Origin of the sequence: Comamonas squillarum, assembly GCF_025309455.1 — a bacterium.
GTDB classification, from domain to species: domain Bacteria; phylum Pseudomonadota; class Gammaproteobacteria; order Burkholderiales; family Burkholderiaceae_C; genus Comamonas; species Comamonas squillarum.
The window spans coordinates 4,447,439-4,466,666 of sequence record NZ_CP104377.1 but is presented as its reverse complement, the minus strand read 5'-3'; the positions used below and the strand labels follow the sequence as shown (position 1 = coordinate 4,466,666).

Annotated in this window: 12 protein-coding genes; 3 read left to right on the top strand and 9 right to left on the bottom strand. The window is 64.8% G+C overall.

Annotation, left to right across the window (positions count from 1 at the left end):
• Positions 1 to 134 precede the first annotated feature (134 nt).
• The 3 genes from N4T19_RS20345 (at position 135) to N4T19_RS20335 (ending at position 5,531) form a co-directional block, all read left to right on the top strand.
• A complete protein-coding gene (locus N4T19_RS20345; protein WP_182345007.1) occupies positions 135 to 2,315 on the top strand; it encodes a cyanophycin synthetase in 2,181 nt (726 codons plus the stop codon).
• A gap of 79 nt (positions 2,316 to 2,394) precedes the next feature.
• Positions 2,395 to 4,977 (top strand): cyanophycin synthetase, encoded by a 2,583-nt coding sequence (gene cphA / locus N4T19_RS20340; protein WP_116924538.1) that lies wholly within the window; start codon positions 2,395 to 2,397, stop codon positions 4,975 to 4,977.
• Between the two features lie 65 nt (positions 4,978 to 5,042).
• Entirely contained in the window at positions 5,043 to 5,531 is a 489-nt protein-coding gene (locus tag N4T19_RS20335; protein ID WP_021025503.1) for a CreA family protein, read from the top strand.
• A gap of 1,160 nt (positions 5,532 to 6,691) precedes the next feature.
• Here N4T19_RS20335 and N4T19_RS20330 read toward each other — a convergent pair.
• The 9 genes from N4T19_RS20330 to N4T19_RS20290 form a co-directional block, all read right to left on the bottom strand.
• Complete coding sequence (locus N4T19_RS20330) at positions 6,692 to 8,086, bottom strand: type II toxin-antitoxin system HipA family toxin (protein WP_260718884.1); 1,395 nt, start codon at positions 8,084 to 8,086, stop codon at positions 6,692 to 6,694.
• Positions 8,070 to 8,501: a helix-turn-helix domain-containing protein gene (locus tag N4T19_RS20325; protein ID WP_260718883.1), complete on the bottom strand. Its 432-nt coding sequence runs from the start codon at positions 8,499 to 8,501 to the stop codon at positions 8,070 to 8,072. The genes N4T19_RS20330 and N4T19_RS20325 overlap by 17 nt, the downstream gene beginning before the upstream one ends.
• A 374-nt stretch (positions 8,502 to 8,875) precedes the next feature.
• Positions 8,876 to 9,682, bottom strand: coding sequence for a uroporphyrinogen-III C-methyltransferase (gene cobA, locus N4T19_RS20320; protein WP_260718882.1), 807 nt, complete (start codon positions 9,680 to 9,682; stop codon positions 8,876 to 8,878).
• A 20-nt stretch (positions 9,683 to 9,702) separates the two neighbouring features.
• Positions 9,703 to 12,564: a nitrate reductase gene (locus N4T19_RS20315; protein ID WP_260718881.1), complete on the bottom strand. Its 2,862-nt coding sequence runs from the start codon at positions 12,562 to 12,564 to the stop codon at positions 9,703 to 9,705.
• Positions 12,565 to 12,590: 26 nt separating this feature from the next.
• The gene (nirD, locus tag N4T19_RS20310; RefSeq protein ID WP_260718880.1) at positions 12,591 to 13,019 is read right to left on the bottom strand and encodes a nitrite reductase small subunit NirD; all 429 of its coding nucleotides are present in this window, start codon (positions 13,017 to 13,019) and stop codon (positions 12,591 to 12,593) included.
• 23 nt (positions 13,020 to 13,042) lie between these two features.
• Positions 13,043 to 15,553, bottom strand: a complete 2,511-nt coding sequence (gene nirB / locus N4T19_RS20305) for a nitrite reductase large subunit NirB (protein ID WP_260718879.1) — start codon at positions 15,551 to 15,553, stop codon at positions 13,043 to 13,045.
• Positions 15,554 to 15,847: 294 nt separating this feature from the next.
• Entirely contained in the window at positions 15,848 to 16,681 is an 834-nt protein-coding gene (locus tag N4T19_RS20300; RefSeq protein WP_260718878.1) for an ABC transporter ATP-binding protein, read from the bottom strand.
• Positions 16,678 to 17,559, bottom strand: coding sequence for a nitrate ABC transporter permease (gene ntrB / locus N4T19_RS20295; RefSeq protein ID WP_260720328.1), 882 nt, complete (start codon positions 17,557 to 17,559; stop codon positions 16,678 to 16,680). The genes N4T19_RS20300 and ntrB overlap by 4 nt, the downstream gene beginning before the upstream one ends.
• 97 nt (positions 17,560 to 17,656) lie before the next feature.
• Positions 17,657 to 18,952 carry a CmpA/NrtA family ABC transporter substrate-binding protein gene (locus tag N4T19_RS20290; protein WP_260718877.1) on the bottom strand — a complete coding sequence of 432 codons (1,296 nt, stop codon included), beginning with the start codon at positions 18,950 to 18,952 and terminating at the stop codon, positions 17,657 to 17,659.
• Between the last annotated feature and the right edge of the window lie 276 nt (positions 18,953 to 19,228).

The window sequence follows — 19,228 nt, the reverse complement described above, 5'->3', positions numbered from 1 at the left end:
CCCTCATCTGTCTTTAACGTCTGACAGCCCCAATAGGCTGACAGCGATTAATCTGCCTCATTTGGGCGCACAATGCTTTCCCATCTACGGCGATTCCCCCCGGAATTGTTACTTATGTTTATCCGTTGATCGATATGGCGAAATTCAATACCATCCAACTCTTGCGCACCACGTTTTTGCGCGGCCCCAGCGTCTGGACTTACCGCCCCGTACTGGAGGTCTGGCTGGACCTTGGAGAGTTGGAGGACTATCCCTCGAACAAGATCCCCGGGCTGAACGAGCGTCTCACCACCTGGCTGCCCGACCTGATCGAGCACACCTGCGGCGTCGGTGAACGCGGCGGTTTCATCCAGCGCCTCGAAGGCGGCACCTGGATGGGCCATGTGATGGAGCACGTGATCATCGAGCTGCTCAACCTGGCGGGCATGCCGGCCGAATTTGGCCAGACGCGCGAGATCTCCAAGCGCGGCGTCTACCGCATGGTGTTCCGCTGCCCCGAAGAGGCCGTGGCCCGCGTCGCGCTGGAGCATGGCCACCAGCTGCTGATGGCCGCGATCAACGACGAGCCCTACGACATCAAGCCGGCGGTCCATGCGATCAAGACGGCGATCAATGACCGCTACCTCGGCCCCTCGACCGGCTGCATCGTCGATGCCGCCAGCGAGCGCCGCATTCCCCATATCCGCCTCAACGATGGCAACCTGGTGCAGCTGGGCTATGGCGCTGCGCAGCGCCGTATCTGGACGGCCGAGTCAGACCAGACCAGCGCGATTGCCGAAGGCATTGCCCAGGACAAGGATTTCACCAAGCGCCTGCTGACCGCCTGCGGCGTGCCGGTGCCCGAAGGCCAGATCGTGGCCACCGCCGAAGAAGCCTGGGAAGTGGCCCAGGAAATCGGCTTCCCCGTCACCGTCAAGCCGTCTGACGGCAATCATGCCCGGGGCGTGACCCTGGAGCTGTCGCAAGAGGCCGATATCAAGGCCGCGTTTGCGCTGGCCCAGCCCGAAGGCTCGGATGTCATCGTCGAGAAGTTCATCGACGGCGTCGAGCACCGACTGCTGGTGGTGGGCGACAAGGTGGTCGCGGCCACCAAGGGTGAGACCGTCAGCGTCTACGGCAATGGCAAGGCCACCTTGCGCGAGCTGGTGGCTGTGCTCAACGAAGACCCCCGCCGAGGCCCCGAGCAGGAGTACCCGCTCGACTGGATCAAGCTCGAAGCCGGCGCCGTCAAGCTCGAACTCAACCGCCAGCATGTCACGCCCGATTCGGTCATTCCGCAAGGCCAGGGCGTGCTGCTGCAACGCAATGGCAACATGGCCATCGACTGCCTTGATGACGTGCACCCGGATGTGGCCTACTACGCGGTGCTGGCGGCCAAGATCGTCGGCCTGGACATCGCCGGCATGGACATGATCCTGAAGGACGTCTCCCAGCCGATGCAAGGCCAGGGCGCGATTCTCGAAGTCAACGCTGGCCCGGGCCTGTTGATGCACCTCAAGCCCACCAGCGGCGCGCCGCGCCCGGTCGGCATGGCCATTGCCGACCACCTCTTCCCGCGCGAAGAAGGTGCCGGCGCGGGCCGTATCCCGATCGTCGGCATTGTCGGCACGCAGAACAATGCGTTCATCGCGCGCCTCGTAGGCTGGCTGCTGCAGCTGTCGGGCAAGCTCACCGGCGTGGCCAGCGACGAGGGCATGTTCCTGTCCAACCGCCAGACCCAGAAGACCAATACCGCCAACTGGGCCGGCGCCCATCGCCTGCTGACCAACCGCCTGGCGCAGGCTGCGGTGATCCAGACGACGGCCCGTTCCATCCTGGAAGAAGGCCTGGCCTACGACCGCTGCCTGGTCGGTGTGGTGACCGATATGCAAGGCTTTGAGAGCCTGGCGGACCACGATGTGCTCGAAGCCGGCCAGATGCGCCGCGTGATGCGCACCCAGATCGATGTGGTGCTGAGCGATGGCGCCGGCGTGCTCAATGCCGACCTGCCCGAAGTGGCTGACCTGGCCGAGCTGTGCGACGGCGAAGTGGTGCTGTACACCACCGATGCGAACAACGAAGCCGTGGCCACCCACCGCGCCAACACCGAAGCCCAGCACGAAGGCGGCCGCGCCGTTCTCATCAAGGGCAACAATGTGGTGCTGGCCACCGGCGCGCAAGAGCGCGTGCTGGGAACCCTCGATGCGCTGAGCCTGCCGGGTGGCAAGAAGCCCGACACCTCGGCCCTGCTTGCCGCCATCGCCACGGCCTGGGCGCTGGATATCACCCCCGATCTGATCGGCGCCGGTATCAAGACCTTCGAGTACAACGCCTGATACGCCGGACACGGCTCTCCACGACGACAAGCATGCACGGCCCGCTGATTCAGCGGGCCCTCCATCTGAAAGAAACACTATGCAGCTCTCCCGCACCCGTGCCTTGCGTGGCCCCAACCTCTGGACCCGCAGCACCGCCATCGAGACCATCGTGCGCTGTGAAGACAGCGAACAGCGCTACAGCACCATCCCTGGTTTTGAAGAAAAACTGCGTGCGCGCTTCCCCAATATCGCCCCGCTTCAGCCCCATGGCGCCGACCAGGCGCTGTCGCTCGCGCATGTGCTCGAAATCGCCGCGCTGTCGCTGCAGGCGCAGGCCGGCTGCCCGGTCACCTTCAGCCGCACCCATGTAACCACTGAGCCCGGCACCTACCAGGTTGTCGTCGAATACACCGAAGAAGCGGTGGGCAAGCTGGCGATGGAAAAGGCCGAAGCGCTGATCCAGGCCACCTTGAACGACAGCCCCTTCGATGCCGACGCCGCCATTGCGGCGCTGCGCGAGTTGGATGAAGACGAGCGCATCGGTCCCTCGACCGGCGCCATCGTCGATGCCGCTGTCGCTCGGGGCATCCCGTTTCGCCGTTTGACCAGCGGCTCGCTGGTGCAGCTGGGCTGGGGCTCCAAGGCGCGCCGCTTCCAGGCGGCCGAGATCGACTCGACCAGCGCCGTGGCCGAATCCATTGCGCAGGACAAGGACCTGACCAAGCGCCTGCTGCATGCCGCCGGCGTGCCCGTGCCCATGGGCCGCCCCGTGGCCGATGTGGAAGAGGCCTGGCGAGTGGCGCTGGAAGTGGGCCTGCCCGTCGTGGTCAAGCCCCAGGACGGCAACCAGGGCAAGGGCGTGGTGGTCAACATCACCACCCGCGAAGGCCTGGAAGCGGCCTACAAGACGGCCAGCGAATTTGGCGACGAGATCATGGTCGAGCGCTTTTTGCCCGGCCACGACTTCCGCCTGCTGGTGGTGGGCGGCCAACTGGTCGCCGCGGCCCGCCGCGAGCCGCCCCAGGTGCTGGGCGACGGCCAGCACACCATCCGCGAGCTGGTGAACCTGGTCAACCAGGACCCGCGCCGGGGCACCGGCCACGGCACGGCGCTCACCAAGATCCGCCTCGATGACATCGCCATCGCCCGCATTGCCAGCGAAGGCATGACCCCCGACAGCGTGCCCGGCCAGGGCCAGCGCGTGGTGCTGCGCAACAATGCCAACCTGTCCACTGGCGGCAGCGCCACCGATGTGACCGATGACGTGCACCCCGAAATTGCCGCCCGCGCGATCGAAGCGGCCCAGACCATTGGCCTGCACATCTGCGGCGTGGACGTGGTTTGCGAGACCATGCTCAAGCCGCTCGAAGAGCAAAGTGGCGGCATTGTCGAAGTCAACGCCGCCCCTGGCCTGCGCATGCACCTGGCGCCTTCGTTCGGCAAGCCGCGCCATGTCGGCGTGCCGATGGTTGACGAGATGTTCAGCGCCGGCAACGACGGCCGCATCCCGCTCGTCGCCGTGACCGGCACCAATGGCAAGACCACGACCACCCGCGTCATCGCCCATCTGTTCACCTCGCACGGCTGGCGCACCGCGATGACCAACACCGATGGCGTCTACGTCAACGGCCGCCAGATCGACAGCGGCGACTGCTCGGGCCCGCGCAGCGCGCGCAACGCCCTGGCCCACCCCGAGACCGATGCGGCCGTGCTCGAATGCGCACGCGGCGGCATTCTGCGCGAAGGCCTGGGTTTTGACCGCTGCCAGGTGGCCGTGGTCACCAACGTCGGCGAAGGCGACCACCTGGGTCTGAACTTCATCACCACCAAGGAAGATGTGGGGGTCTTGAAGCGCGTGATCGTGCAGAACGTCGCCCCCACTGGCTACGCCGTGCTCAACGCCGCCGACCCGCTGGTCGCCGCGATGGCCCATGTCTGCCCCGGCAAGGTGATCTTCTTTGCCGCTGACCGTCACCACCCCGTGATGGCCACGCACCGCGCCCAAGGCAGCCGCGTGGTGTATGTCGATGGCGACAGCATCGTGGCCGCCGAAGGCTCCTGGCGCGAGTCGATCCCGCTGCGCGAGATCCCGATCACCCGCAATGGCGCGATCACCTTCCAGGTCGAGAACGTCATGGCCTCGATTGGCGCCGCCTGGGCCGCCGGCCTGCCCTGGCAGACCATCCGCCGAGGCCTCGCCGGCTTTGTCAATGACAGCGACAACGCCCCGGGCCGCTTCAATGTGATGGACTACCGCGGTGCGACGATCATTGCCGACTATGGCCACAACCCGGATGCCATCCGCGCGCTGATCCAGGCCGTGGAAGCCATGCCCGCCAACAAGCGCAGCGTGGTCATCAGCGGCGCCGGCGACCGCCGCGACGAAGACATCCGCGTGCAGACCGAGATGCTGGGCGAGGCCTTTGACGATGTGATCCTCTACCAGGATGCCGCCCAGCGCGGCCGCGCCGACGGCGAAGTCATCGCGCTGCTGCGCCAGGGCCTGCAAGGCGCCAGCCGCACCAGCTACGTGACCGATATCCACGGCGAGTTCATCGCCATCGACCACGCGCTCGCACGCCTGCAACCGGGCGACCTCTGCCTGGTGCTGGTCGACCAGGTCGAAGAAGCGCTCGAGCACCTGCAGCGCCACGTGGCCCAAGCCGCCGCTCAGGCCTGATCCGGACCCCGCATGCACCGGCCAGCGCGCCGGTGCAGCCCTCTCTTCTTTTTCGGACGCCCTCCATGCTGATCACCTCTTCCTGGCGCCGCACCCTCGCCGCCGCAGGCTGCCTGGCCGCCACCGCCGCCTGGGCCCAACCGGACACCATCGGCTCGGTGGACACGGTGTTCAAGTTCATCGGCCCCGACCACAAGATCGTTGTCGAGGCCTATGACGACCCTTTGGTCAAGGGCGTGACCTGCTATGTCTCCCGCGCCCGCACGGGCGGCGTCAAGGGCGCACTGGGCCTGGCAGAAGACCGCTCCGAAGCCTCGATTGCCTGTGTGCAGGCCGGGCCGATCAGTATCGACAAGCCTTTGAAGCAGCAAGAGGAGGTGTTCAGCGAGCGCACTTCGCTGCTGTTCAAGCGGTTGCGGGTGGTGCGCATGGTGGATGCGGCGCGCAATACCTTGGTGTACATGACGTATTCGGACAAGGTCATTGAGGGCTCGCCGCAGAACAGTGTGACGGCGGTGGCGGTGCCTGCTTCTACGGTTATTCCGGTCAAGTGACCGGTACCTGAACTGCGCTTCTTGATTTGCGCTTTTCTGCTGGCTGTTAACAGTGCCTATTAATGGGCGCTGTTTACTACTGATGTAGGGCTGCTGGCCGGGTCTCGCCCCGGCGGGCGAGGTACTTTTCTTGCCCAGCCAAGAAAAGTACCCAAAAGAAGGCTGCCCCACTCCCAGCGACCCCGAACACTTCGCCAAGCGAAGTGCCCGGGGCAACCTGCGGGGACCAGAGCATGGGCTGTGCGGCCGAACTCACTACGCGCCAAGGCGCTCCGTTCAAACAGCGGCCGCAAGTCAGTTCACGAAGTTTGGCTGCTCTTCGGCAGCCAAACCACCCCATGCTCTGATCTCCTCGGCGCTGCGAGAGGGGACAAGCAGGCGCCCAATACCCAACAGCCTGCAAGAGCCGCGCCCCAAAAAAGTCCAAAGAAGCTGTCCCGCCCCACCCCTTTTGCATGCGCCTGGGGCGTGGTGTTTGCGGGGTGGCACTGGCACCGCAGAGTGCCAGTGCATCGTCAACTAGCTTGCCGCGTCTGTTCGAACGGAGCGCTTTCAGCGCGTAGTGAGTTTCGCGGCACACCCCGCAAACGCCACGGCACAGGTTGCCCTTCGCAAAGCGAAGGGTCGCAAGCAGCAGGGGCGCCTTTGCTTTGGTTACTTTCATTTGGCGCCAAATGAAAGTGACTGCGCCGCCGGGCGCACATCCCGGCCAGCAGCCCTACGCAGTAGTAAACAAAACCAATAAACCAGCACAACGGCCAGCCAACCAGACAAAGACAGCATCCCCTCCACCACCCAAAGACGCTATCCCAAATACCCCTTTTGCATGCGCCTGGGGCGTGGTGTTTGTGGGGTGGCGCTGGCACCGCAGAGTGCCAGCGCTTCGTCAACTAGCTTGCCGCGTCTGTTCGAACGGAGCGCCTTGGCGCGTAGAGAGTTTCGCGGCACACCCCACAAATGCCACGACACAGGTTGCCCTTCGCAACGCGAAGGGTCGCAAGCAGCAGGGGCGCCTTTGCTTTGGTTACTTTCATTTGGCGCCAAATGAAAGTGACTGCGCCGCCGGGCGCATATCCCGGCCAACTGCCCTACGCAGTAGTAAATAACACCAATAAACAATCACCACCCAAAAACAACGGTGAGACCAACCAAGACAGAGCCTAAAGCTCACGCAATTCCCGCCGCAACACTGGACTCGCCAAGTCATCCAACCGCCGAAAGGCTGCCCTCACATACGCCAAGTCACGATCGGATGCGCCAAATTGCTCAAACTTCTCCAGCGAAGCGCGTGTAGCCACCCACACATGGTGCATCGCCTCAACGGCTTCAGCACGCGAGTTATGGAAGGCCGACCATTGCGACAAGGCGTTGTCCAGGGTGGCTACCCGGCCTTCGTCCCCCACCGACAGATGCAGATAGCGCGTATGGGCCACCGTATTCATCGGCAGCACATCGTACAAAGGGCTCAGCCGCCAGCCCTTGGCTGCCACGTCGTAGATGAAGGCATGATTGCGCAGATGGTCATCGTTGTTATTGGCGATGATGTTGAACACCATGCGCTGGAAAATTTCCTTCACATCGCGGTCGATGAATGGCATGGCCACCTGCCTGCGGATGGCCTGGCAGATGTCCGCATACGAGCTGTTGGGCGCATCGTGCTCGTGCAACCCCATCAGCGTCAACGCAGAACAATAGGCAATCCGGCCTTCTTCGCGCTTGCCTCCGGCCGTCGGGGTTTGGGGGTCATAGGCCCAGCTTTCCTCCCCTTCGGCCAACACCTGTCCCGGCTCTGCCCAGTAGCGGTCAAAGCGGCGGATCAACAAGATACGTTGGCTGCCGATATCAAGCAGCTTGACCGGAGGGACGCGCAGGCCAGCGGCCCGCGCCAGCTCCAAGGCTCCGGCTTCCAGCACGGCATTGCAGGCCTTGTCGCCCTTGGAGGGGAACTTGGCCAACCAGAGAACACCCTGTTCATCGCGGATCGTCGCTTTCGGGCGCGCACCACCGGCAGACCCAAGCCCGTTGAAATAATGAAAGAATGCCTCGGGCACGGGCTCGTCGTTTTCTATGCGATCGGCGACATCCAACAGACGCTCCAGGTCCACCACCCCATAAGCCTCATCGCTCTCCGGGGAGTTGACCGCCAGCCGTACATCCAGCGCGCCAACACGGTTGCTGCCAGCCTCCAGCAGATAAGCCACTTCCGGGAGCGTACCGCTGCGAAGCTTGTTCTCAATTACGCGTCGGCCCCAGGCATCGGGTGCGGCATCGCGTATGCCACCGAACTCCGCCAGCCCAGGCAACACATGGCGCTGCTGGCCGCCTTGCTCGCCAGCCAACGGCAACGCAACAGGGTCCACTTCGATCGCGTTGTGGCGTTTCACATATTTCTTGCCGTAGGCAAAGGTGGGGCTGCGGTCCTCCGCAAGGTTCTCCAGCATGCCGGCGGGCACGAACGCATTCTGTTGGCGAACGCCCGCGCCTGCGACATGCGCGAACACTGCGACTTGTTCAGGCGGGTGCGCGTATTTGCTGCGCTTAGAAATCGTAGGCATCGGTCTTCTCCGTTTTTCCACGACGGGCGCTTGGGGCTCCTTTGCCTCTGGGCGTTGCTGGTGTCGGTGACGGCGGTGGTTGCCCTTCATGGACTTGGTTGCGTCTGGGCATGCGTACGCGCTTGCCGAGCAAGTCCGCCTGCATGTTCTTCATGGCGGCGATGTCGTCGGTGAGCAGCGCCAACAAGGAAGTGCGCGGTGAAATTGCATCCAAGTACCGCAGCAACTGGCTCAAGGTGCGACTCTCGTCCCCGGCTTCAATCAGCACCGCCGTGGAGCGCGACAGACCTGCCCGTGCTGCTGCCTCCGCCTGGGTGATGCGCATGGCCATACGCAGTGCGTGCAGCTTTTTGCCGAGCATGGATGCTTCGCTGAGCCTGTCTTTGGAGGTCCGGGTGGTTTCGTCGTATTTCATGGCATCGCCTCTGAGTGCCGCAATGGGCCGCTTGCATGAAGTCGCTCATTTAATGTTTTTAATAACAGTCGCTATTTTAAGTTAGGACTGAATTTAACAACAATAAATCGGGTGCTTGCCCCTTTAAGAAGAGGTAGTTTATGTACGTAATTTCAGTCTTACATTTATTTAAGGACTGTTATTGAATACATTTCAACCATTGACCGAAAGTGCACCTGGTGCTGGTGGTCGTTTTGAATAGCGCTTATTTATTGGCGCTTTTACTACTGCGTAGGGCTGCTGGCCGGATTTCGCCCGGCGGGCGAGACCCGGCCAGCTGCCCTACGCCAGTAGTAACCAGAGCCAATAAACAAGCGCTGCCGAAAAACAAAAAATCAAGCCTGCCGCTCAAGAGGCTCAACCAACCCTTGCCACAACAGACTGGCATCCGCCAACCCAGCCACCCGACCAATCACCATCATGCAAGGACTCCCCAACCCACTCCCCTGCAAACAACTCACCAAACAAGACAAGGACGTCAACACCGCCCGCTGACTCGGCAAACTGGCGTTCTGCACCAAGGCCACCGCCGTATCCGGCGCCAGGCCACCGGCCAGCAAGCCCGCTTCGATCAAAGGAGCTGCCGCCACCCCCATGTACACCACCAAGCTAAGAGACATCGCCTCTGCCGTCGCCCCCAGCTGCCGCCAATCCAGAGGCGCGCCACCGGGCTTGGCATGGCCGGTCACAAAGACCACGCCGTGGGCATAGTCGCGGTGGGTCAGCGGCACACCCAGGCTGGTGGCGGCAGCCAGGCCCGAGGTGATGCCGTTGATGACTTCCACCTGCACGCCCTGGGCCTGCAGGTGCGCGACCTCCTCACCGCCCCGGCCAAAGATAAAGGGGTCGCCCCCTTTGAGGCGCACCACCGTCTCGCCCTGGCGGGCGGCCATCACCATCAGCTTTTCGATAAAAGCCTGCGAGGTGCTGGCCCGGCCGCCGCGCTTGCCCACATAGATGGTGCGGGTGGCAGCCGGTGCCAGCGCCACGATGTCGGCGGAGACCAGGTCATCCACCAGCAGCAAGGTGGCCGCCTGGATCGCGCGCCAGGCGCGCAGCGTCAGCAGCTCGGGGTCGCCGGGGCCGGCTCCTACCAGGTAGCAGCGGCCGGCGACAAAGGGAGTGGTGGCAATGGCATGCATGGCAAGACCTTTCAAGAGCATCAAACAGAAGGCGCCAATGCGGCTGGGGCCACGCGCTGCACCAGCTGCTTGAGTTGGGGAATGCAGGAGCCGCAGCGTGTGCCGCAGCCCAGCGTGTTTTTGAGCTGCAGCAGGCGCTGCTCCGGCGCGCCATCCATCGTGGCCAGGGCCTCGCCAATGGCGGCCTCGTCCACATTCATGCAGGCGCAGACCTGGCGCGCACGGGTCGGCAAAGCAGCTGGCGCCTGGCTGCCCGAGGCCAACAGCAGGCGGCCAAAGCTGCGCGTGGGTTGCTCATCGCGCAGCACTGGCGCCAGCCACTGGCCGGCACTGGCATCGCCGCAGAGCAAAAAGGCCTGCAGCACCGGCTCGCCCGCCTGCTCGCCCATGGCGATGGCGCGGCTGCACTGGCGCTGCGCATCAGCATAGCGCAGGGTCTGCGGGCCATCGAGCTGCAGCAGCTGCTGCAAACGCGCCAGCAAGGCCGCCGGCGGCGCCTGGCGCGCAGCAGCGCGGAACTGCACGCCATTGCGCCCCTGACCGGCAGCGCCATCGAGCGGCACGGCCCGGCCAAACAGCACGCTGCTGGCAAAGTCAAACTCGCCCATCAAGGCCGCCAGCGCCTGGCGCGTGGCCAGCACCTGGCGGTCATCGAGCCAGGCCATGCCCAGGCACTGCCAGGGCAGCTCGGCTTTTTCCAGTTGCACCGCCACATGCTTCAACTCGGGCTGCTTGGAGCGCGGGCAGCGCTCGGGTGTGGTCAGTGCATTCACCCCTGCCAGGCGCTGGCCGTCCACCGTGCTGCCGCTCAGGTGCATGCTGCCCCAGTGCATCGGCAGATTCAGCTGCGCGGGCTGCAGGCCGGCATCGGCTTGCACCGGCACCACCAGGCTGCCGTAGCGGCTGTGCAGCTGCACCAGGTCGCCGTCTTGCAGCTGCAGCCGGCGCATGTCCTGCGGGTGGGCCTGCACGCTGGGCTCGCTGGCCTGAGCAAACAGGCGGCCGAGCTGACCGGTGCGGCTCATGCCATGCCACTGGTCACGCAGCCGGCTCGTGTTGAGGCTGAAGGGAAACTGCGCATCGCGCGGCACCGCCACCGGCTTCCAGGGCTGGGCATCAAAGCGCGCGCGGCCATCGCCGGTGGCAAACCGGCCATCGCTGTAGAGGCGCTGGCGCCCTTGGGCCGCGCCGCTGGGCAGCGGCCACTGCTGCGGGCCTTGCGCTTCCAGCAGCGCCCAGCTCAGGCCCGTGATGTCCAGGTCGCGCCCGCGCGTGCTGTCGCGGTGCTCCATCCAGATGGCTTCGCAGCCGCGCTCGGCCTGCTCGGTGTCATAGGCAAACAGGCTGGGGCGGCCAGGGCGCAGATGGCGCTCGAGCCGCTGGGCCAGCTGCACGCCAATCTGCCAGTCATGCCGCGCCTGGCCGGGCGCGGCCACCGCAGCGCGCACCCGCGATATGCGGCGATCGCTGTTGGTGACCGTGCCCAGTTTCTCGCCCCAGGTGGTGGCGGGCAGCAGCCAGTCGGCGTAGGCCGTCGTCTCGGTCTGGGCAAAGGCCTCCTGCACCACCACCAGCTCGGCCCGCTCCAGCGCACGGCGCACCATGGCCTGCTCGGGCAGGCTTTGCGCCGGGTTGGTGCAGGCAATCCACAAGGCCTTGATCTGGCCATCGGCTGCGGCCTCGAACATTTCCAGCGCCGATTTGCCTGGCAGCGCCGGCACCGCATCCACGCCCCAGTGCTGGGCCACCTCGGCCCGGTGCTGCGGGTTGGCCATGTCGCGGTGGGCGCTGAGCAGGTTGGACAGGCCGCCCACCTCGCGCCCGCCCATCGCATTGGGCTGGCCGGTCAAGGACAAGGGGCCGGCGCCGGGCTTGCCGATCTGGCCGGTGGCCAGGTGCAGGTTGATCAGCGCCGCATTGTTGGCCGTGCCGCTGCTGCTTTGGTTGAGCCCCTGGCAGTACAGGCTGAGCGTGGGCTGGCGCTCGCTATTGCTGCCCGGCGCATCGGCCCCGCCCCAGGCCAACCATTGGGCGGCCAGGTAGAGATCTGCCAGCGCCAGGCCGCAGACCTGGGCCACGCATTCCGGCGTCGCTTCGCGCACGATCGCATGCAGCTGCGCAAAGCCGCTGGTGTGCGCATCGACAAAGGCCGCATCAGTCCAGCCCTCGGCCAGCATGATGTGCAACAGGCCGTGGCAGAGCATCACATCGCTGCCCGGCTGCAAGGCCAGGTGCAGATCGGCCAGCTCGGCGGTCTCGGTGCGGCGCGGGTCAACAACGATGATCTTGCGCTCGGGATGGCGCGCCTTGGCCTCTTCCACGCGCCGGAACAGGATCGGGTGCGCCCAGGCCATATTGCTGCCGCTGATGAACAGGCAGCCGGCCAGGTCGATGTCTTCGTAGCAGGCCGGTGGCGCATCCGCGCCCAGGGTGGCCTTGTAGCCGGCCACCGCACTGCTCATGCACAGGCGCGAGTTGGTGTCCAGGTTGTTGGTGCCCAGCAAGCCTTTGACCAGCTTGTTGAACACATAGTAGTCCTCGGTCAGCAACTGGCCGCTCAGGTAAAAGCCCAGCGCATCGGGGCCATGGTCGGCGCGGATCTGCAGCAGCTGGGCGGCCAGGCTGTCCAGCGCCGTGTCCCAGCTGCGGGCCTCGGGTGCGGCGCGGCGCTGCAGGCGCTGCATCGGCTGCAGCAAGCGGCTTTGCCGCGCCAGCGCGGGCGCTGCCGTCAGGTGCAGGCTGCTGCCCTTGGTGCAGAGCTTGCCCAGGTTGGCAGGGTGCGCCGGGTCGCCGCGCACGGCGGTGATCTGCTGGCCGTCGGACGTGATGATCACGCCGCAGCCCACGCCGCAATAGGGACAGGTCGATCGGGTCTCTTGCATGGGCGGCTCCGTCCGGTGGGGCAGCCTTAAGCGGCCACGGTGGATGGCGACGGGCTGCAACTGGAGGCGGCAGAACCGCAGCGCCCCAGGCCCACCGGCCCTGCCAGCGGCCGGGTCTGCGCTAGCGCATGCCCGGCCAGCTCATCGGCGCGCAGCTGTACCGCGCTGCCCTCCAGCCGTACCGCAAAGCGTGGGGTGCAGCCCTCATCGGGGGCAGCGGCCTCGCCGGTGGCCAGTGCAATCGTCCAGTTGTGCAAGGGGCAGGCCACGCTGCTGCCAAACACCAGGCCTTGCGACAAGGGCCCGCCCTTGTGCGGGCAGCGGTCGAGCAGCGCAAACACCTCGCCGCTGGCGGTGCGGAATACCGCCACATCCAGGCCCTGGGCGCGGGCGACGCGGCGGGCGCCCAGCACCGGAATCTCATCGATGGCGCAGATGGTGATCCATTCATTCATGTCGGTCTCCTGGCGGCGCGGCATCATGCGCCGGCGGTGGTGAGGGGTGAGGAAAGGGCTGGCAGCGCAGGCGTAGCCTGTAGTGCGGGCAGCACCGGCAGCGGCTGGAACTGGCGCAGATCCACGGCCGCCTTGTCGGTCTCGAACCAGGGGTCGGGCTCGCCGTCGAGCGCCTGCTGCAGCTGGGCCCACAGTGCCTGGCGGCTAGCGGCATCATCCAGAATGCGGCGCTTGACATGGTCGAGCCCCACGCGGCTCACGTAGTGAACCGTGCGCTCCAGGTACCAGCCCTCCAGCCGGTACAGCTGCATAAAGGCGCCGGTGTACTCCAGCACTTCCTCGGCGGTCTTGAGCTTGGTGAGAAAGTGCGCCACCTCGGTCTTGATGCCGCCGTTCCCCGCGATGTACATCTCCCAGCCCGAATCCACGCCGATGATGCCGACATCCTTGATGCCCGATTCGGCGCAGTTGCGCGGGCAGCCGCTGACGGCAAACTTCACCTTGTGGGGCGCATACATGCGCCACATCGCGCGTTCGAGGTCCTTGCCCATCTGCGTGCTGTCCTGCGTGCCCATGCGGCACCATTCGCTGCCCACACAGGTCTTGACGGTGCGCAGCGCCTTGGCATAGGCATGGCCGCAGGGCATGCCTATGTCGTTCCACACCCCTTGCAGGTCTTCCTTTTTCACGCCCAGCAGGTCAATGCGCTGGCCGCCGGTCACCTTCACGGTGGGGATCTGGTACTTGTCCACCACATCGGCAATGCGGCGCAGCTCGGCAGCAGTGGTCTCTCCGCCCCACATGCGCGGGATCACGCTGTAGGTGCCGTCCTTTTGGATATTGGCGTGGCTGCGCTCGTTGATAAAGCGGCTTTGCGGGTCGTCGCGCGCCTCCTTGGGCCAGGTGCTGATCAGGTAGTAGTTGATGGCCGGGCGGCAGCTGGCGCAGCCATTGGGTGTCTTCCATTCCATAACGCGGAAGACGCTGTCGGTCGTCAGCAGCCGTTGCTCGCGGATCGCATCGCGCACCGCCTGGTGGCCGTGCTCGCTACAGCCGCACATGGGCTTGGTCTTGGGCGATGCCGAATAGTCGCCACCGACGGTGAACATGATGATCTGCTCGACCAGGCCGGTGCAGGAGCCGCAGCTGGCGCTGGCCTTGGTGTGCTTGCGCACCTCGTCCAGGGTGAACAGGCCCTTGTCCTTGATGGCCTTGCAGATGGCGCCCTTGCTCACGCCATTGCAGCCGCAGACCTCGTCGCCATCGGCCAGTGCGGCGGCCTTGTTCTGGCCCTGGTGGCCGGCATCGCCCAGGTTGGATTCGCCAAACATCAGCTTGTCGCGGATATCGGCCACGCTGCGCCCTTCGCGCAGCAGCTTGAAGTACCAGCTGCCATCGACCGTATCGCCATACAGGCACGCGCCCACCAGCCGGTCTTCCTTGATCACCAGCTTTTTGTAGACGCCCGAGTAGGGGTCGCTCAGCACGATCTGCTCGGTGCCCTCCCCACCCTGGAAATCCCCGGCCGAGAACAGGTCAATGCCGGTAACCTTGAGCTTGGTGGAGGTGAGCGATCCTTGGTAGCGGCCGATGCCCATCTCGGCCAGGTGGTTGGCCAGCACCTTGCCCTGCTCAAACAGCGGTGCCACCAGGCCATAGGCAATGCCCCGGTGCGCGGCGCACTCGCCCACCGCATAGATGCGCGGGTCGGTGATGGTCTGCATGGTGTCGCTGACGACAATGCCCCGGTTCACATGCAGGTGCATGGCTTCGGCCAACGCCGTGTTGGGGCGGATGCCGACGGCCATCACCACCAGGTCCGCCTCGATCTCGCGGCCATCGGCAAAGCGCAGCGCACGCACCCGGCCTTCGGCATTGCCCAGCAGCTCCTGCGTCTGCGCCTGCATGAAGAACTGCATACCCCGCTCGATCAGCGATTTCTTCAGCAGCTGCCCGGCCTGGTCATCCAACTGCCGCTCCATCAGCCACTCGCCGGCATGCACCACTGCCACCTGCATGCCGCGCTTCATCAGGCCATTGGCCGCCTCCAGCCCCAGCAGGCCGCCGCCAATGACCACCGCATGGCGCCAGTGCTGGGCCGCATCGATCATCGCCTGGGTATCGGCAATATCGCGGTAGGCCAGCACGCCCTGCAGATCCTTGCCGGCAATGGGCAGCATGAAGGGGTTGGAGCCTGTTGCCAGAATCAGCCGGTCGTAGTCGGCCGTCACCGCCTCACCAACGGCATTGCGGGCATGCACCACGCGGCGGGCGCGGTCCACCGCATGCACCGTGCAGCCGGCATGCAGGCGCACGCCATGCGTCTCGTACCAGCGCCAGTCGTTGAGCACGATGTCGTCCAAGGTCTGCTCGCCCGCCAGCACCGGCGACAGCAGGATGCGGTTGTAGTTGGGGTGGGGCTCTGCGCCAAATACCGTTATCTCGTACAGATCCGGCGCCAGCGCCAGCAGCTCTTCGAGCGCACGCACACCCGCCATACCGTTGCCAACCATGACCAACTTGATTTTTTTCATAGCGTTTCCCGTGGGCAGCACAAAAAAAAGACGTCTAGGCGCCGCATGCCAGGCATGCGCGCATAGACGTCTTTGTCTTTGGACGGCAGCGCCACTGTGCACCGCCACCCGGTGGCCGCCATGGCCACGCCAAGGACTATGCAAGTTCCATACCAAGTTGACATGCGGGGAGCGCCCAGCAGCCGAACTCAGCGCTGCACATTTTTTGTGCGGCTCGGGCGCCGCCTCGCCTCATTTGCGTGCACAAAAAAGGCGCTCCATATGGAGCGCCTGTTGCTAGCGAAGTAGGCTTTATCAGGCCACCTTCACCACATGGGCCTGGCGGGTGTAGAGAAAGTCGATCACCGCCTTGCGGCAGGCCTGGTACTGCGCATCCTCGGCCAAGGCGACCCGGTTGCGCGGGCGGGCCAAGGGCACCGGCAGCACCTCGCCAATCGTCGCAGCAGGACCATTGGTCATCATCACGATCTTGTCGGACAGCAGCACGGCTTCGTCCACATCATGGGTCACCATCACCACGGTGCTGCGCGTGCGCGCAACGATCTCCAGCAGCTCGTCCTGCAGCTTGGCGCGGGTCAAGGCATCGAGGGCGCCAAAGGGCTCGTCCATCAAGAGCACCTGCGGCTCCATCGACAGCGCCCGGGCAATGCCCACGCGCTGCTTCATGCCGCCCGATATCTCGCCGGGGCGCTTGTGCGCTGCATGGGTGAGGCCCACCAGTGCCAGCGCGGCATCGGTACGCGCAGCCAACTGGGCCTTGCGCTCACGCCCGCCAAACACCCGCTCCACCGCCAGGTGCACATTGGCCCAGCAGGTGAGCCAGGGCAGCAGCGAATGGTTCTGGAACACCACGGCACGTTGCGGCCCCGGCCCCTTGATCTCGCGGTTGGCGCAGAGCAAGGTGCCTTCGCTGGGGCTGGTGAGGCCGGCAATCAGGTTCAGCAAGGTCGATTTGCCGCAGCCCGAGTGGCCGATCAGGCTGACAAACTCGCCCTGGGCAATCTCCAGGTTGATGCCCTGCAGCGCCTGGAACAGGCCCTTGGCGGTCTTGAAGCTTTGCGCCACCTGCTGGATCTCGATGTACTTGCCCTGGGGCGTCGCGGGAATGTTGGGCGTATTGGGCGTCATGCCTTGACCTCCTCAAAAGTGAATGCCGAGGCCAGGCGGATCAGCGCCCATTCCAGCAGCAGGCCGACCAGGCCGATGACAAAGATCGCAATGATGATGTTCTTGACATTGAGGTTGTTCCACTCGTCCCAGACCCAGAAGCCAATGCCCACGCCACCGGTCAGCATCTCGGCAGCGACGATCACCAGCCAGGCGGTGCCGACTGCCAGGCGCACGCCCGTCAGCATATAGGGCAGCACGGCGGGGAAGAGGATGGTCGTGGCAATCTTCCATTCGCTCAGGTTCAGCACCCGCGCCACATTCATATAGTCCTGCGGCACGCGCTGCACGCCCACCGCCGTGTTGATCACCATCGGCCAGATCGAGCAGATAAAGATGGTCCAGATTGCCGCCGGGTTCGCGCCCTTGAACACCAGCAGGCCAATGGGCAGCCAGGCCAGCGGCGACACCGGGCGCAGCAGGCTGATCACCGGGTTGAACATGCGCGAGAGAAAGTCAAAGCGGCCAATGACAAAGCCCAGCGGAATGCCGACCAGTGCCGCCAGCCCAAAGCCGATGCTCACCCGCTGCAGCGAGGCCAGCACATTCCAGCCCACGCCCTGGTCATTGGGGCCGTTGCGGTAGAAGGGATCGCGGAAGATCTCCTGCGCCTGGGCCCAGGTCTCCTGCGGGCCCGGAATGCCGGGGTTGCCCTGGGCGACGATGGACCACAGCACCAGCAGCAGGCCAAAGCCCATTACCGGCGGCAGCAGGCTTTGCACCAGCGCGCCAAAGCGCTGCTGCCAAAGGGCAGCCATATCGCGCTTGGCGGCGGCAGGCACGGCAGGCGTGGCAGCAGCAGGCTGGCTGCCCGCTACCACCGGCAAACTCCGCGCCATGTGCTCATGGATGGACAACACCTTGCGCTCGGCCGGGGCCGGCGTGGGCAGGGGCGAAACACTCTCTCGCAATGCAGCGGGCATGGGGCTCTCCTTGTCAGGCTTTGATCGCAAAGCTGTCGGCGTATTTGGCGGGGTCCGAACCATCCCAGACCTTGCCGTCGATCAGCGGGCTGCTGCGCATGTCCGACTTGGGCACGGCGATCTTCAGCTGCGCAGCCGCTTCCTTGTACAGGGCGGTCTGGTTGATCTTCTTGGCCACAGCCAGGTAGTCGGGGTGGCTCTTGAGCAAACCCCAGCGCTTGTGCTGGGTCAGGAACCACATGCCATCGGACAGGTAGGGGTAGCTGGCCTCGCCCTCGGCAAAAAACTTCATGTGGTTGGGGTCGTCCCAGGTCTTGCCCAGGCCATTTTGGTAGCGGCCCAGAATGCGCTGGTTGATGGCATCGACGCTGGTGTTCACATAGGCCTTTCCGGCAATGGTCTCGGCCATCTTCTGCTTGTTCTGCAGGCTGGCATCGATCCAGCGGCCCGCCTCCAGAATTGCCATGGTCACCGCGCGCGCGGTGTTGGGGTGGCGGCTGACAAAGTCCTGTGTGCAACCCAGCACCTTTTCCGGGTGGTCGCGCCAGATGTCCTGGGTAGTGACGGCCGTGATGCCGATGCCATCCATGATCGCGCGGTGGCCCCAGGGCTCGCCCACGCAAAAGCCGTCCATATTGCCCACACGCATATTGGCCACCATCTGCGGCGGCGGCACGGTGATCACTTTCGCATCCTTGAGCGGGTGGATGCCCGCGCTCGCCAGCCAGTAGTACAGCCACATCGCATGGGTGCCGGTCGGAAAGGTCTGCGCAAAGGTGTATTCGCGCTTTTCCGCGCCCATCAGCTTGGCCAGTGACGCCGCATCGACGGCGCCCTTGTCGGCCAGCTTCTTGGACAGGGTGATCGCCTGGCCATTGCGGTTGAGCGTCATCAGCACCGCCATGTCCTTTTGCGGGCTGCCCACGCCCAGCTGCACGCCATAGACCAGGCCATAGAGCACATGGGCAAAGTCCAGGTCGCCATTGACCAGCTTGTCGCGCACGCCGGCCCAGCTCGCTTCCTTGGTCGGCGTGATCTTGACGCCGTACTTCTGGTCCAGGCCCAGCACCGAGGCCATCACCACGCTGGCGCAGTCGGTCAGCGGGATAAAGCCGATATTGACCTCTTTTTTCTCCGGCGCATCCGAGCCGGCGGCCCAGACGCCCTGGTGGCCCAGCGCGCTGTAGACAAAGGTGGCTGCCGCTGCCTGGGCGCCATGGCGCAAGAACTGACGGCGGCCGGCCAGCGGCGAAGAAGCGGGCGAAGCCTCTGCCGCCGGGGCGGTGTCAGGGGTGGGGCGTATCGTCATTCTTGTCAAACTCCATCGAAGGCGTTGCAGATTCCAAAAACAAAAAACGGCGTCCTTTCGCTGAGGGCTTGCACCATCAGGAAAGGGACGCCGTTGTCCCGAAATAACTCGCGATTACCGGAAACAGGCCGCCTTTGGCCTGGTTGGGAAGATCAATGCATATTCCATGCCAATTCAAAAATTGCAGTGCTTCCCTCTGAAGAGCCAACCTGGGCCGGCGCTGCACACCGGCCCGGATCCCTGCAATGGTGCATTGCAGCAGCCTGCGGGCCAACG